Annotated in this window: 12 protein-coding genes; 7 read left to right on the top strand and 5 right to left on the bottom strand. The window is 70.8% G+C overall.

All coding sequences use genetic code 11. From position 1 onward, the window contains the following. Positions 1 to 103: 103 nt before the first annotated feature. Positions 104 to 610 carry a MarR family winged helix-turn-helix transcriptional regulator gene (locus tag GRC12_RS32245; RefSeq protein ID WP_208783080.1) on the bottom strand — a complete coding sequence of 169 codons (507 nt, stop codon included), beginning with the start codon at positions 608 to 610 and terminating at the stop codon, positions 104 to 106. A gap of 163 nt (positions 611 to 773) precedes the next feature. Here GRC12_RS32245 and ilvA point away from each other — a divergent pair, with 163 nt between their 5' ends. The 3 genes from ilvA (at position 774) to GRC12_RS32230 (ending at position 4,127) form a co-directional block, all read left to right on the top strand. Then, positions 774 to 2,003: a threonine ammonia-lyase gene (ilvA, locus tag GRC12_RS32240; RefSeq protein WP_208783078.1), complete on the top strand. Its 1,230-nt coding sequence runs from the start codon at positions 774 to 776 to the stop codon at positions 2,001 to 2,003. A 259-nt stretch (positions 2,004 to 2,262) separates the two neighbouring features. Next, positions 2,263 to 3,273 (top strand): ATP-binding cassette domain-containing protein, encoded by a 1,011-nt coding sequence (locus GRC12_RS32235; RefSeq protein ID WP_208783077.1) that lies wholly within the window; start codon positions 2,263 to 2,265, stop codon positions 3,271 to 3,273. Continuing rightward, a complete protein-coding gene (locus tag GRC12_RS32230) occupies positions 3,270 to 4,127 on the top strand; it encodes an ABC transporter permease (protein WP_208783076.1) in 858 nt (285 codons plus the stop codon). The genes GRC12_RS32235 and GRC12_RS32230 overlap by 4 nt, the downstream gene beginning before the upstream one ends. A 140-nt stretch (positions 4,128 to 4,267) precedes the next feature. On the opposite strand, the gene greA is transcribed toward GRC12_RS32230, so the two are convergent. Next, positions 4,268 to 4,768 carry a transcription elongation factor GreA gene (gene greA / locus GRC12_RS32225; protein ID WP_133048947.1) on the bottom strand — a complete coding sequence of 167 codons (501 nt, stop codon included), beginning with the start codon at positions 4,766 to 4,768 and terminating at the stop codon, positions 4,268 to 4,270. A gap of 167 nt (positions 4,769 to 4,935) precedes the next feature. Then, on the bottom strand, positions 4,936 to 5,334 hold the full coding sequence (locus GRC12_RS32220; protein WP_208783075.1) for a DUF4307 domain-containing protein: 399 nt from the start codon (positions 5,332 to 5,334) through the stop codon (positions 4,936 to 4,938). A gap of 148 nt (positions 5,335 to 5,482) precedes the next feature. Here GRC12_RS32220 and mca point away from each other — a divergent pair, with 148 nt between their 5' ends. Continuing rightward, a complete protein-coding gene (mca, locus tag GRC12_RS32215) occupies positions 5,483 to 6,343 on the top strand; it encodes a mycothiol conjugate amidase Mca (RefSeq protein ID WP_208783079.1) in 861 nt (286 codons plus the stop codon). Further along, positions 6,336 to 6,584 (top strand): hypothetical protein, encoded by a 249-nt coding sequence (locus GRC12_RS32210; RefSeq protein ID WP_208783074.1) that lies wholly within the window; start codon positions 6,336 to 6,338, stop codon positions 6,582 to 6,584. The genes mca and GRC12_RS32210 overlap by 8 nt, the downstream gene beginning before the upstream one ends. 21 nt (positions 6,585 to 6,605) lie before the next feature. On the opposite strand, the gene GRC12_RS32205 is transcribed toward GRC12_RS32210, so the two are convergent. Next, positions 6,606 to 9,806 carry a tetratricopeptide repeat protein gene (locus GRC12_RS32205; protein ID WP_208783073.1) on the bottom strand — a complete coding sequence of 1,067 codons (3,201 nt, stop codon included), beginning with the start codon at positions 9,804 to 9,806 and terminating at the stop codon, positions 6,606 to 6,608. Between the two features lie 129 nt (positions 9,807 to 9,935). Between GRC12_RS32205 and GRC12_RS32200 the strand changes: the two genes are divergently transcribed. Further along, on the top strand, positions 9,936 to 11,255 hold the full coding sequence (locus GRC12_RS32200; protein ID WP_208783072.1) for a recombinase family protein: 1,320 nt from the start codon (positions 9,936 to 9,938) through the stop codon (positions 11,253 to 11,255). Between the two features lie 85 nt (positions 11,256 to 11,340). After that, a complete protein-coding gene (locus GRC12_RS32195) occupies positions 11,341 to 13,380 on the top strand; it encodes a thioredoxin domain-containing protein (protein WP_208783071.1) in 2,040 nt (679 codons plus the stop codon). Here the strand turns inward: GRC12_RS32195 and GRC12_RS32190 are convergent. Continuing rightward, the gene (locus GRC12_RS32190) at positions 13,377 to 14,093 is read right to left on the bottom strand and encodes a Mut7-C ubiquitin/RNAse domain-containing protein (RefSeq protein WP_208783070.1); all 717 of its coding nucleotides are present in this window, start codon (positions 14,091 to 14,093) and stop codon (positions 13,377 to 13,379) included. The genes GRC12_RS32195 and GRC12_RS32190 overlap by 4 nt on opposite strands. Between the last annotated feature and the right edge of the window lie 40 nt (positions 14,094 to 14,133).

Below are 14,133 nucleotides of genomic sequence, written 5' to 3'. Positions count from 1 at the left end.
CTTCGCGCGTGAATCGCCACGCCTTACCCCCGCACGCGCGAAGCGCCGTGTGAATCGCCGCCCCCACCCCACACGCGTCCCCCGTTCTACGCGTGCCGAGTGGCTACGACGGGGACGACGCCTCCGGGCCCGGGACGCCCTGGGCCGTCATTCGGGCGGACAGGGCGGTGTTGAAGCGGGTCAGGAGCGCGCAGAACGCCTCGCGCTCCTCCTGCTCCCAGTCCTGGGTCAACTCCGCCATCAACTGTCGCCTGGAGGAGCGCACTTCCTCCAGCCGGGAGAGCCCGCGCGGGGAGAGCTGGAGCACCACCGCGCGCCCGTCCTCGGGGTGCGAGGTGCGCTTGACGAGCCCGGTGTCCACGAGCGGCGCCACCTGCCGGGTGACCGTCGAGGAGTCGATGCCCATGCTGGCGGCGAGCGCCTTGACGCCCATCGGACCTTCCTTGTCCAGGCGGTTGAGCAGCAGGTATGCGGCGCGGTCCATGGAGTTGCGCACCTGCCCGACCCCCCCGAGCCGGGTCTGTTCGGCACGCCGGGCGAAGACCGCCACCTCGTGCTGCAGCGTGTCGAGGAGACCGCTGTCACCGACGGTCGTCATGTCCATCGACATTTCAGGTGTTGTGGGCATGGCCGGAGGCTCGCTTCATGAAAGTGGTCTGTGAATGGGGGACAGAGTACGCGGCCGGAAGGCGGGCCGTACCGGCGCTGCGCAAACCAGTCTCGGAGGTTGGTCACACCGGTCGCGGGACCCTGTGAACTGCGATGCTTGAGTCATGAGCTACAGCACGGCTGACTCCTTGCGGCACGTGACCCTCGACGACGTTCGGGGCGCCCAGAAGATGCTCTCGGGCGTGGCACGGGTGACGGCGATGGAGGGCAGCAGGCATCTGTCCCAGCTGGTCGGCGCGCCAGTGCACTTCAAGTGCGAGAACCTCCAGCGGACGGGCTCCTTCAAGCTGCGCGGCGCGTACGTCCGGATCGCCGGGCTGCTGCCGGAGGAGCGGGCCGCCGGGGTGGTCGCGGCGAGCGCCGGCAACCACGCGCAGGGCGTCGCCCTCGCGTCCTCCCTGCTCGGCGTGCGGGCGACGGTGTTCATGCCGCGGGGCGCTCCGCTGCCGAAGATCAGCGCCACCCGCGAGTACGGCGCCGAGGTGCGCCTGCACGGGCAGGTGGTCGACGAGACGCTGGCCGCCGCGCAGGCGTACGCGGCCGAGACGGGCGCGGTGTTCATCCACCCCTTCGACCACCCCGACATCATCGCCGGCCAGGGCACGGTCGGCCTCGAGATCCTGGAGCAGTGCCCGGAAGTGAGGACCGTCGTCGTCGGCATCGGCGGCGGAGGCCTCGCGGCCGGTATCGCGGTCGCGGTGAAGGCCCTGCGGCCGGACGTGCGGATCGTGGGCGTGCAGGCGCAGGGCGCGGCGGCCTATCCGCCCTCGCTGACCGCCGGGCGCCCGGTGTCGGTCGAGAACCCGGTGACGATGGCCGACGGCATCAAGGTCGGGCGGCCCGGGAACGTGCCGTTCGGGATCGTCCAGGAGCTGGTGGACGAGGTCCGCACGGTCAGCGAGGACCAGCTCGCCGCCGCGCTGCTGCTGTGCCTGGAGCGGGCCAAGCTGGTCGTCGAACCGGCCGGCGCGAGCCCGGTCGCCGCCCTGCTGAGCGAGCCCGGATCCTTCGCGGGCCCGGTCGTCGCGGTGCTGTCCGGCGGGAACGTGGACCCGGTGCTGATGCAGCGCGTGCTGCGGCACGGCATGTCGGCGCAGGGCCGCTACCTGGCCGTACGGCTGCGGCTGACGGACCGGCCGGGGGCACTCGCGACGCTTCTCGGGGTGTTGTCAGTGGTGGACGCTAACGTCCTTGATGTGAGTCACGTACGGACCGATCCACGGCTCGGGCTCACGGAGGCGGAGGTCGAGCTGCACCTGGAGACGAAGGGGCCGGAGCACTGCGCCGAGGTCGGCCGGGCGCTGCGCGAGGCCGGTTACACGGTCATCGGCTGAGGGCGGGTCGCGCCGTCCTCGGCTGAGGTCCTCGACGGGTCGCGGGCCGCCCGCACCAAGCGGAACTGCCTGCTCAGGGGCTCTTCGTCACTCGATGTCACTCGATCGGGTAAATCCATTGAGGGACGCGATACATCGCGTTATGGTGTGTCTCGTAGCCGCCGCCGCTCACCCATCAGGCGGTACAAATCGCACAAACCTAGGCTTGCCTAGGCCTTTCGAAGAATCCCGAAGAATCCCCGACGACGTGGAGACTCATATGCCAGGCGCCATCTATGCCGAAGGTCTGGTGAAGACCTTCGGGGACGTAAGGGCTCTGGACGGCGTCGACCTCGATGTCCCCGAGGGCACCGTGCTGGGCCTGCTCGGGCCGAACGGCGCGGGCAAGACGACCACTGTCCGCTGTCTGACGACCCTGCTGCAACCGGATAGCGGGAAGGCCGTCGTCGCCGGCCTCGACGTGCTCAAGCAGCCGAACGAGGTGCGCCGCTCGATCGGCCTGTCCGGCCAGTTCGCCGCGGTCGACGAGTACCTGACCGGCCGCGAGAACCTCCAGATGGTCGGCCAGCTCTACCAGATGAAGGCCAAGGCGGCGAAGGCCCGCGCCGCGGAGCTGCTGGACCAGTTCGACCTCACGGACGCCGCCGACCGGACCGCGAAGACCTACTCCGGCGGCATGCGCCGCCGCCTCGACCTCGCGGCCGCCCTCGTCGTCTCCCCGCCCGTGATGTTCATGGACGAGCCGACGACCGGCCTGGACCCGCGCAACCGCCAACTGCTGTGGGAGGTCATCAAACAGCTCGTCTCCGGCGGCACGACCCTGCTGCTGACGACCCAGTACCTGGAAGAGGCCGACCACCTCGCGCACGACATCGCGGTCGTCGACCACGGACGCGTCATCGCGCGCGGCACCTCCGACCAGCTCAAGGCCCGCACCGGCGGTGAGCGCGTCGAGGTCGTGGTGCACGAGCGTGAGCACATCACGGCCGCCGGAGAGGTCCTCGCCGGCTTCGGCAAGGGCGAGCTCACCGTCGAGGAGCACACCCGCAAGCTCACCGTGCCCGTCACCGGCGGCGCCAAGCTGCTCGCCGAGGTGATCCGCGAGCTGGACGTCCGGGGCATCGAGATAGACGACATCGGGCTGCGCCGCCCGACTCTCGACGACGTGTTCCTCTCCCTGACCGGACATGTCGCCGAGATCAAGGAAACCGAGACCGACGAGCAGGCCGGGCCCAAGGGACGCGGTCAGAAGAAGGAGGCAGCCAAGTGAGCGCCGTCACCGACGCCGTGCGCGTCGCGCCGAGCACGAACCCGGTCAGCCAGTCCTTCCGGGACTCGATGGTCGTCGCCAAACGCAATCTGATCCGGATGTCCCGCATCCCGGAGATGATCATTTACGGGCTCATCCAGCCCATCATGTTCGTGGTGCTGTTCACCTACGTCTTCGGCGGCTCCATGCAGATCGGCGGCAGCACCAGCGCCACCGACTACAAGAACTTCCTGATGGCGGGCATCTTCGCGCAGACCGTCACCTTCGCCACCGCCAGCTCCGGCGCGGGCATCGCCGACGACATGCACAAGGGCCTCATCGACCGCTTCCGCTCGTTGCCCATGGCCCGCGGCGCGGTGCTGACCGGGCGGACCCTGGCGGACCTGGTGCAGACGGCGCTGACCCTGGTCGTCCTCGCCGTGGTCGCCCTGCTGGTCGGCTGGCGCGTGGGCTCCAACGGCGACACCAACGCCGCCAAGGTCGTCGGCGCCTTCGGCCTGCTGCTCCTGCTCGGCTACGCCTTCACCTGGATCGGCGCACTGATCGGCATGTCGGTGCGCACTCCCGAGGCGGCCACCTCCAGCGGGCTGATCTGGCTGTTCCCGGTGACGTTCATCTCGAACGCGTTCGTGGACACCAGCCACATGACCCCGTGGCTGCGCCACATCGCCGAGTGGAACCCCTTCAGCGCCACGGTGCAGGCCTGCCGCGTGCTGTTCGCGAACCCGGGACAGTCGGCGTCCGGCGCCTGGCCCATGGTGCACCCGGTGTGGGCCTCGTTGATCTACTCGGCGCTGATCATCGTCATATTCCGGACCCTCGCGGTGCGCAAGTACCGCTCGGCGACCGCATGAGCCCAACCGCGTGCCCCCGAGCGCATGAGCCCAACCGCGTGACCCCGACCGCATGACCCACTGCATCACCCGGCCGCATGACGAGGCCCCCGGCGTCACCGGGACGCCGGGGGCTCGCCAAGGGCGTGCAGGGGCCTGGGTCAGCCGTTGTAGGGCTCGGCCTTGAGGATCCGTACGGAGGCCTTCTTGCCGTTCGGCAGCTCGTACTCCGCGTCCTCGCCGACCTTGTGGCCGATCACGCCGGAGCCCAGCGGGGACTGCGGCGAGTAGGTCTCGATGTCGGAGCTCGCGTACTCGCGCGACGCCAGCAGGAAGGTCAGCGTGTCGTCCTCGTCGCCGTCGAAGGCGATCGTCACGACCATGCCGGGTGCCACGGCGCCGTCCGCCGACGCCGGGGCCTCGCCGACCTTGGCGTTCTCCAGGAGCTGGGTCAGCTGGCGCACACGGAGCTCCTGCTTGCCCTGCTCTTCCTTGGCCGCGTGGTACCCGCCGTTCTCACGCAGGTCGCCCTCCTCGCGCGCGGCCGCGATCTTGGCGGCGATCTCCGTGCGCGCAGGACCAGACAGGTACTCCAGCTCGGCCTTGAGCTGGTTGTACGCCTCCTGGGTCAGCCAGGTGACGTTCTCGCTGGTCTGGGTCACAGGTGCTCCTCGTAGGTACTGGGAATACAAAGCATCGCCCTACCCAGAAGAATGTTCCTTCACGGATGGGCGAAACCACGAGCCTAACAATTCAGCGGCCGAAGGGGGAGGACATAAGCCATCAGAATTACGTCGCCGCAGGTCAGTCGTCACGTTTCCGGGTGACGTCAGTCGGCGTGGCAGCCCAGCAGCTCCGCCGTGGTGCCCGGAGCCGTCGTACGCAGCGTGAGGACCCGGTCGATGCGGGTGGCGCTCCCGGTGAAGCGGAAGTCGGCCCGGCCCACCTCGGTGCCGTCCGCCGCCTGGGAGCGGATCGTGCAGTAGCCGGAGGTACCGGAGTCCTTGCGGACCTCCAGATGGATCTGCACCGAGTCCTTGTGGGGCTCGAAGGTGATGACCTCGCCGCTGATCTTGTTCTGGCCGACGTAGTGGTAGGCGAAGTAACCGATCAGCGCCAGCAGCAGGGCGCCGAGCACCGTCCCGGCGATCTTGAGTTTGCGGTCGGCGCGCTCGTCCGAGGAGCGACCGTAGCGGCCCTCGGGCAGCTGAGTGCTCGCCGTACTCATGATCGTCCTCTCGGTGCGGGGCCCCCGGAGCCGGGCCCCGGAATTATTCGCCCCCCGATTCGGTCACTATAGAAGCCGCCGATCGCACCCGAAGACACCGGGGCGCCGACTTACCAAGGATTGAGTCTTGACTGACCAGCTGCGACTGATGGCCGTGCACGCCCACCCCGACGACGAGTCGAGCAAGGGCGCGGCCACCATGGCGAAGTACGTGTCCGAGGGGGTGGACGTGCTGGTCGTGACCTGCACGGGCGGGGAGCGCGGCTCCATCCTCAATCCGAAGCTCCAGGGGGACAAGTACATCGAGGAGCACATCCACGAGGTACGCAAGAAGGAGATGGACGAGGCCCGCGAGATCCTCGGCGTCAAGCAGGAGTGGCTCGGCTTCGTCGACTCCGGCCTGCCCGAGGGCGACCCGCTGCCGCCGCTGCCCGAGGGCTGCTTCGCGCTCGAGGACGTCGACAAGGCGGCCGGCGAGCTGGTGAAGCAGATCCGCTCGTTCCGTCCGCAGGTGATCACCACCTACGACGAGAACGGCGGCTACCCGCACCCCGACCACATCATGACCCACAAGATCTCGATGGTGGCGTTCGAGGGCGCGGCGGACACCGAGAAGTACCCGGAGGCCGAGTTCGGCCTGGCGTACCAGCCGCTGAAGCTGTACTACAACCAGGGCTTCAACCGCCCGCGCACCGAGGCGCTGCACAACGCGCTGCTGGAGCGCGGCATGGAGTCGCCGTACGGGGACTGGCTCAAGCGGTGGGCCGAGTTCGAGCGCACCGAGCGCACCCTGACCACGCACGTCCCGTGCGCCGACTTCTTCGAGATCCGCGACAAGGCGCTGATCGCGCACGCCACGCAGATCGACCCCGACGGCGGCTGGTTCAAGGTCCCGATGGAGATCCAGAAGGAGGTCTGGCCGACCGAGGAGTACGAGCTCGCCAAGTCCCTCGTCGATACCTCCCTCCCCGAGGACGACCTCTTCGCGGGCGTCCGGGACAATGCCTGACATGAGCGCAAGCGTGAGCCTGGCAATGACGCACCTCGCCCCCCTCGCCAAGGAGGTGGACGAGAACAAGGTCACCCCCGGCGTCCTCGGCTTCATCGTCTTCGCGGCGATGGCCCTGGCGGTGTGGGCCCTGATGAAGTCCATGAACCGCCACATGGGCAAGGTCAAGTTCAAGGAGCCGGCGGACCCGGACGCCGAGTCCGCGAAGACGTCCGCCGACACCGAGGCGCGCCAGAGCTGACGAGGCGGAGGGCGGTGCCGGTCACGGTCTGGCCGGCACCGCCACTCCCATGACCTCCCGCGCATGCCGGCTGGGCACCATCCCCAGCCGCCAGGCCTGCCAGCCCGCCTCCAGACTCACTCCCCGCTCCAGCAGCAGCTGGTACGCCCCCACGTAGTCGTCGAGCTTCGCGTCGCGCAGGGGGTGGTCGCTGCGGGCGAGCTCGGCGAGATCCTCCTGGGCGACCGCGGTGCCGACCTCCACCCCACCGGGGGCCGCATACGGGAGCAGGGTGCAGCGCAGGAAGCGGGCCCAGTCCTCGCCGCGGCGGTCGCCGTAGGAGGCGAACAGGCCCGCCGCCTCGTCGCACAGGGCGAGGGCCTGCTGGGTGCGGGCGTTGCCCGCGTCCACCACCGCCAGCTCCAGACACGTCCACGCCTCGCCGTGGGCGACACCGATGCGCTGGAAGTCGGCGCGGGCGTCGACCAGCAGCTGGCGGGCGAAGCCGGAGTTGCGCAGCGACCCCGTCTGGGCCGCCCGCTGGTCGCGCGTGACGCGGGCCGAGTGGTGCCGGGCGCACGCGAGGCCGTAGACGTCCCGCATCCGGGAGAACATCGTGCGGGAGCGCTCCAGCTCGCGCACCGCCTGATCCAGGTCGCCGGTCTCCTCCAGGGCCTGGCCCAGGTAGTAGACGGTCCAGGCCTCGCCGCGCGCGTCCTCGTTCTCCCGGTGCCGGGCCGCCGCCTGGCGCAGCCCGTCGACCGCCGGGGAGGGATCGCCGGCCACCAGCCGGGCGCGCGCCAGCTGGGTCAGCGCCCACGCCTCGCCCCGGGCGTCGCGGGTACGGCCGTAGCGGTCCAGGGCCGCCCGCAGCTCCGCCTCCGCGCGCGGGACGTCACCCATCCGCAGACCGAGCTGGCCGAGCTGGAAGTGGGCCCAGGCCTCGCCGTGCAGGGACTCGCCGGCGTGGTGCAGCACCAGGGACTCGGTGAGCAGCCGCATCGCCTCCGGCAGATGGCCGCGGTCGCGCTCCACCGCCGCCAGCGCGTGCATCGTCCAGGCCCGGTCCGTCGCCAGCTCGGGAACCGACTGCAGCTCCAGCGCCTCCCGCAGCCGCGCCGTCGCCTCGGTCAGATTGCCCTGGTGGTGCAGGGTGATGCCGAGGGAGCACAGCGCCCTGGCCGCGCCCGCGTCGTGGTGGGCCTCCATGTACAGGTCCACGACCGAGGTCAGGGTCGTCCGGGCCTTGTCCAGCTCGCCCAGCTGACGGGCCGCGATGCCGGTGCGCCACTGCACCGAGCGGACCAGCAGACCCTGGTCGACGGCCTGCGCCAGCTCGCTGATCTCGCCCAGCCGGTAGAGGTCGCCGCGCAGCAGGCAGTAGTCGCACAGGGCGCCGAGCAGGTTCAGCACGGCCGCCTGGTTCACGCCCTCCGCGTGCCGCAGCGTGGAGGTGATGAAGCTCGACTCGTCGTCCAGCCAGCGCAGCGCCTCGTCCAGGGACGTGAAGCCGTGCGGGCTGAAGCGGTCCGAGCGGGTCGACATGTTGCCGTCGACCAGCCGCAGCACCGAGTCGGCGAGATCCGCGTAGTTCACGATCAGGCGTTCCTGCGCCGCCGTACGCTCGGCCGGCTCCTCCTCGTCGAGGAGACGGGCCTGCGCGAAGGCGCGCACCAGGTCGTGCAGCCGGTACCGGTTGCCCCGCACATGGTCGATCAGGCCCGCGCGGGACAGGGCCAGCAGATGGCGGGTGGCCTCCGTCTCGTCGGTCGCGAGCAGGGAGGCCGCCGCGGCGGCGCCGAGCGAGGCACGGCCGGCCAGGGCGAGCCGGCGCAGCAGCCGCCGGGCCGTCTCCGACTGGTCGGTGTAGCGCAGCCACAGCGCCCGCTCCGTCGGCTCGACCGGTCCGTACGCCCCGAGGTCCGTGGCCAGTTGGCGCGGTGAGCGCGGCCCCAGGGAGGACCCCGCGATGCTCAGCGCCAGCGGCAGCCCGCCGCACAACTGTCTGATCCGGTCCGCGGAATCCGCGTCGTACGGCCCGGAACTGTCCTGCGCCGCCGCGTCCAGCAGCTCCTCCGCGCCCGCCGCGTCCAGCGCCCGCACCGGCAGCTGATGGACGTCCGCCGGCAGAGCGGAGGGCAGCGCGAGGGGCTCGCGGGCGGTGACCAGGACCAGGCTGTCGGAGCGCTCCGGGACGAGAGTGCGGACCTGCTCGGGATCCGAGGCGTCGTCCAGGACGATCGTCACCGCGACACCCGTCAGATGCTGGTGGTACAGCTCGCTCAGCCGCTTGACCTGCTGGTCGGGGGAGGAACGCTCACGGAACAGCAGCTGCTCGCGGGGCGCGCCCAGCCGGTTGAGCAGATGCAGCAGGGCGTCACGGGTGGACAGGGGCGCCTCCTCCGGGCTGCCGCCGCGCAGATCGACCACACAGGCGCCGCGGAAGTAGTCCTTCAGGTCGTGCGTCGCCCGTACGGCGAGCGTCGTACGGCCACTGCCGGGCGCACCGTGCAGCACGACGACCGTCGGACGCGTCTCCGTCGCCGCGCGCGAGGCCTGCACCCACTGCCGGATCCGCGCCATCTCCTGCCGTCGGCCCGCGAACGCGCCGACCGGCTCCGGGAGTTGGCCGAACGACTGCGCCAGCACGCTCCGCCCGCGGGCCGCCGCGCTCTTGTCCGTGCCGCGCAACTGCGGGCCCGTCTTCTTCGGGCCGGTCGAGGCGGCGAGGACGCGCTGCTGGTCCAGGAAAGGGCGGATGCCGCGCACCTCCAGCGCCGTCAGCCACTGCAGCCGCAGCTGTTCGGGCCCGCCGGGCTGGCTCGCGGCGCCGGCGCGGTGGTGGGCGGCGGGCAGATGCGAGCCGGCCACCTTGACCACCGTCGCCGCGGCGGCCACGACGCCGACGGCCACGCCGGCGCCCAGCGCGGTGCCCGTGTCGGTGCCCAGGGCCAGGTCGGAGACGGCGGCCGCGAGAGCGGCAACGGCCGCCACCAGCAGGGGAGTTCCCGCGCCCTCCTTCGCGTACCGCTGCGCGAACGAGAGCCGCCCGGCCTCCGCCTCGTCCAGCGCGCGGGTGTAGGCCTCGTACTCCTCGGCGGACGTCTCGGCCATCGCGTCCAACGCGCCGCGCGCCCGCGACAGCAGGACCGCTCCGTCGGTACGTCCGCCGGAGCGCCGTACCTCCTCCTCCACCGCCCGTGCCAACAGCCGTTCGGCATCAGCCCGATGGCCGTCCCGCATGTCCCGTCCCCCTCCGGCGACAACTGGTTCGCCTACGAGTGTCCTTCCCGCGGGCCGCGAGCGCGAGAGGGCGGCGATCACCGCGTTCGTCCGGGGTGACCTCCGGGGCATTCGTTCGTTCTTACGGGTGTGGTGCTCATTGTCGAATCGGGGGGCGCTGTGATCCAGCATGGTGGGAGCGAAACGGGCGGGCTGATTCCGGTCGCGTCGTATGCCCGTACGTCGGAAGACAGTCGGCAGCGTGACGGGCACGGGGTGCGCTATCAACTGCGGATCAACGAGCGCACCGCACGCGATCACGGCTGCGTCGTTGTGATGGCATACAGTGACAACGCCCGCAGCGCGTCGAAGGCCGGAGTTGTGAGACCCGGCTTCGATCGCCTGATGGCGGACCTGGTGCGCGGGCGAACCGACGGCGGACAGCCCATCAAAGGGGTGGTCTGCGTCGCGGACGATCGGCTGTACCGCCGTGCGGAGGACCTGGCCCGGTTCTTCGCCGCCCTGACCAGTTCGCCGGGACGGATCTACGTCGACCCGCAGGGTGTTCGGGATCCGTACTCCCAGGAGGGGCTCATGCAGGCGGTACGGTCGCTGGACGCGGCCGCCACGGAGACGCGGGTGAGGAGCCGAAGGCTGTCCCACTGGCACTGGGCCCGGGCTGTCGAAGGAGTACCGCACAGCGGACCACGGCCGTTCGGCTGGCTCGAGGACAGGATCACGCTCCACCCCGAAGAGTCGAAGCTGGTGGAGCAGGCCATCAGTGATCGGCTCTCGGGGAAGGCTGTGCGGGCCATCGCGCGTGATTGGTGTGAACTCGGCGTCACCGGCACACGGGGAGGCAGACCCAACGGCCAGACGGTAACCCAGATCATCACCGCGCCGAGAGTATGCGGCTACCGGGCGAACAGAGGCGAACTGCTGTTCGTCCCGGAGACTGGAGAACCGGTGGTGGGGCAGTGGCAGCCCATCTCGACGCCCGAACTATGGCACGCGGTGTGCGCCACTTTCTCGCCTGGGAGCCTGTTCCTGCACCGAGGCAGTGGCGCACCGAGACTCACTGACAGCCGCCGACCCGTACCGCGCCACCTCGGCACGGGCTTCCTTCGGTGTGGGGCTCGAAGCCCCGACGGCACGGCGTGCGGTGGTGCTCTGTGCGCGCAGAAGGGGAGAAGCCAGCGGAGCCCGTATGTGTACTCCTGCCGCAACTGCCGGAGATGCAGCATCAGCGGGCCGCTCGTGGACACCGCCCTCGAACGGCTGATCTTCGACCAGGCTCACGGCTGCACTCGGGTGCCTGACACCACACGGCAGCGGTGGCAGGTCGGCGAGATGGGACTGGATGAGAAACGGAAGATCGTCGGATCGTTCGTCACCCACTGCCTCGTCCGCCCCGGGGTGAAAGCGGATCACACCTGGGACTTCTCGCGAGTCGAGCCGATCTGGCGCTGAGCGGATCGGGTGGTGTGCTCAGAGGCGAGCCCCTGGCGGAAGGCCGCGTCGCCACCTGCCAGGGCTCGTCGGGCACGATGGGTATATGGCGAACCGACTGGCCCATGAGACGTCCCCCTACCTCCTCCAGCATGCCGACAACCCCGTGGACTGGTGGCCGTGGTCGGCCGAGGCTTTCGAAGAGGCGCGTCGGCGAGACGTTCCGGTGCTGCTCAGCGTCGGTTACTCGAGCTGCCACTGGTGCCATGTCCTCGCAACGGAGAGCTTCGAGGACGAAGTCGTCGCCGGCTTCATGAACGACCACTTCGTCAACATCAAGGTCGACCGTGAGGAGCGGCCCGATGTCGACGCCGTCTATATGGAGGCGGTGCAGGCGGCGACCGGGCAGGGTGGGTGGCCCATGACCGTGTTTCTCACGCCCGACGCCGAGCCCTTCTACTTCGGTACCTACTTCCCGCCCGCCCCGCGGCACGGCATGCCCTCGTTCCGGCAGGTGCTGGAGGGGGTGCGGGCCGCCTGGGCGGACCGGCGGGACGAGGTGGCGGAGGTCGCGGGGAAGATCGTGCGGGACCTGTCCCAGCGTGAGATCAACTACGGCGGTACGGAGATCCCCGGCGAGGAGGAGCTCGCGCAGGCGCTGCTCGGGCTGACCCGGGAGTACGACCCGCAGCGCGGCGGGTTCGGCGGGGCGCCCAAGTTCCCGCCGTCCATGGTGATCGAGTTCCTGCTGAGGCATCACGCACGCACCGGTTCCGAGGGCGCCCTGCAGATGGCCTCGGACACCTGTGAGCGGATGGCCCGCGGCGGCATCTACGACCAGCTCGGGGGCGGGTTCGCGCGCTACTCCGTCGACCGTGACTGGGTGGTCCCGCACTTCGAGAAGATGCTGTACGACAACGCCCTGCTGTGCCGCGTCTACGCCCACCTCTGGCGTACCACCGGCTCGGAGCTCGCCCGCCGGGTCGCCCTGGAGACCGCCGACTTCATGGTGCGCGAACTGCGCACGAACGAGGGCGGGTTCGCCTCGGCCCTGGACGCCGACAGCGACGACGGGACGGGCAAGCACGTCGAGGGGGCGTACTACGTCTGGACGCCTCGTCAACTCGCCGAGGTGCTCGGGGACGAGGACGGTGAACTGGCCGCGCAGTACTTCGGGGTGACCGAGGAGGGCACCTTCGAGCACGGTCAGTCCGTACTCCAACTTCCGCAGCAGGACAGTCTGTTGGATGCCGAGAAGGTGGCCTCCATCCGGGAGCGGCTGCTCGGTGGGCGCGCCGGACGGTCCGCCCCCGGCCGTGACGACAAGGTCGTCGCCGCGTGGAACGGTCTCGCGATCGCCGCGCTGGCCGAGACCGGCGCCTACTTCGACCGCCCGGACCTGGTCGAGGCCGCGGTCGGCGCCGCCGATCTCCTCGTCCGGCTGCATCTCGACGAGCAGGCCCGCCTCGCCCGCACCAGTAAGGACGGCCAGGTCGGCGCCAACGCGGGCGTGCTAGAGGACTACGCCGACGTGGCCGAGGGCTTCCTGGCGCTCGCGTCGGTCACGGGGGAGGGGGTGTGGCTGGAGTTCGCCGGGTTCCTGCTGGACCACGTCCTCGCGCGCTTCGTCGACCAGGAGTCGGGTTCGCTGTACGACACGGGCGCCGACGCCGAGCGGCTGATCCGCCGGCCGCAGGACCCGACCGACAACGCGACGCCCTCCGGCTGGACCGCCGCCGCGGGCGCACTGCTGAGTTACGCGGCCCAGACCGGCGCGGAGCCCCATCGCACCGCCGCCGAGCGGGCGTTGGGCGTCGTGAAGGCGCTCGGTCCGCGGGTGCCCCGGTTCATCGGCTGGGGGCTGGCGGTCGCCGAGGCCGTGCTCGACGGGCCCAAGGAGGTCGCGATCGTCGGGCCGGCGATCGACGAGGAGGGCACAAGGGCCCTGCACCGCACGGCACTTCTGGGCACCTCCCCGGGCGCGGTGGTCGCCGTCGGCACACCGGGTAGCGATGAGTTCCCGCTGCTCGCCGAGCGTCCTCTCGTCGACGGACGGCCCGCCGCCTACGTCTGCCGCCATTTCGCCTGCGACGCCCCGACCACCGACCGCGACCGGCTGCGTGCCGCGCTGGCCGGCCGGAGCTAGCGCGCGAACTCCTCCAGGGCGCGTTCCACGATGGCCACGAGCTGCTCGTGGTGCGCGCCCTTCCAGTAGGCGCGCCCGCAGTCCTGGCACTGGGCGAAGACGTCGTACGAGCGCTGGGTCCCGCCGTGCAGTTGGTCCGCCACCTCCTCTTTGGTGGCCTCCTTCAGCAGGCCGTTGCAGGCGGTGCAGCGGGTCCAGGGCCGCAGTTCGGGGCGGAACCGGTCCAGGACGTCCCGGAGTTGGTCCTCGGGGCGGGTGCTGTAGACGTAGGCGCCCGCCCACAGTTCGCGGCGCCGCAGCAGGCCACGGTCGCGGCTGAGCATCACCCGCTGTTCGGCGGCGGAGAGGGCGGCGAGGGCCGGGTCGCCGAGGTCCGTCGACTCGTAGGCGGTGTCCACGCCCAGCAGCCGCAGCCGGCGGGCGAGGGTGCCGAGGTGGACGTCGAGGAGGAAGCGGAGGGGTGCGCCGGGGACCTGCTGGGGGCGCTCGACGGGCCGTACCTCGACCGCGTCGCCGGCGGCGGGGACGTACGACGTCGGGACCTCGCGGCCGTGGACCCAGAGGGAGCCGACCTCGGTCAGCGGGACGCCGGCCGACTCGACGACGTGGCCGAGGGAGGAGACACCGTCGGTGACGAGCGTCCGGCGCGGGCCGCGCGGCACGAACGGGGTCAGGTCGGGGGCGAACTCGACGTGGATCTCGGGACCGTTCACCCGGTCAGGATGGCATGTCGCGGGGCGCGGGGCTCAGGGG

The organism is Streptomyces griseorubiginosus (genome assembly GCF_017614965.1).
GTDB lineage: Bacteria > Actinomycetota > Actinomycetes > Streptomycetales > Streptomycetaceae > Streptomyces > Streptomyces griseorubiginosus_B.
Note: the sequence above shows the minus strand (reverse complement) of the source record. Positions and strands in the feature narration are given on the sequence as shown.

What these genes read in the sequence shown, in the direction of transcription:
- GRC12_RS32205 (WP_208783073.1), bottom strand. Translation starts at nt 9,806, where the DNA reads ATGCGGGACGGCCATCGGGCTGATGCCGAACGGCTGTTGGCACGGGCG.
- mca (WP_208783079.1), top strand. Translation starts at nt 5,483, where the DNA reads ATGGCCGTGCACGCCCACCCCGACGACGAGTCGAGCAAGGGCGCGGCC.
- GRC12_RS32220 (WP_208783075.1), bottom strand. Translation starts at nt 5,334, where the DNA reads ATGAGTACGGCGAGCACTCAGCTGCCCGAGGGCCGCTACGGTCGCTCC.
- GRC12_RS32195 (WP_208783071.1), top strand. Translation starts at nt 11,341, where the DNA reads ATGGCGAACCGACTGGCCCATGAGACGTCCCCCTACCTCCTCCAGCAT.
- GRC12_RS32245 (WP_208783080.1), bottom strand. Translation starts at nt 610, where the DNA reads ATGTCGATGGACATGACGACCGTCGGTGACAGCGGTCTCCTCGACACG.
- ilvA (WP_208783078.1), top strand. Translation starts at nt 774, where the DNA reads ATGAGCTACAGCACGGCTGACTCCTTGCGGCACGTGACCCTCGACGAC.
- GRC12_RS32235 (WP_208783077.1), top strand. Translation starts at nt 2,263, where the DNA reads ATGCCAGGCGCCATCTATGCCGAAGGTCTGGTGAAGACCTTCGGGGAC.
- GRC12_RS32210 (WP_208783074.1), top strand. Translation starts at nt 6,336, where the DNA reads ATGCCTGACATGAGCGCAAGCGTGAGCCTGGCAATGACGCACCTCGCC.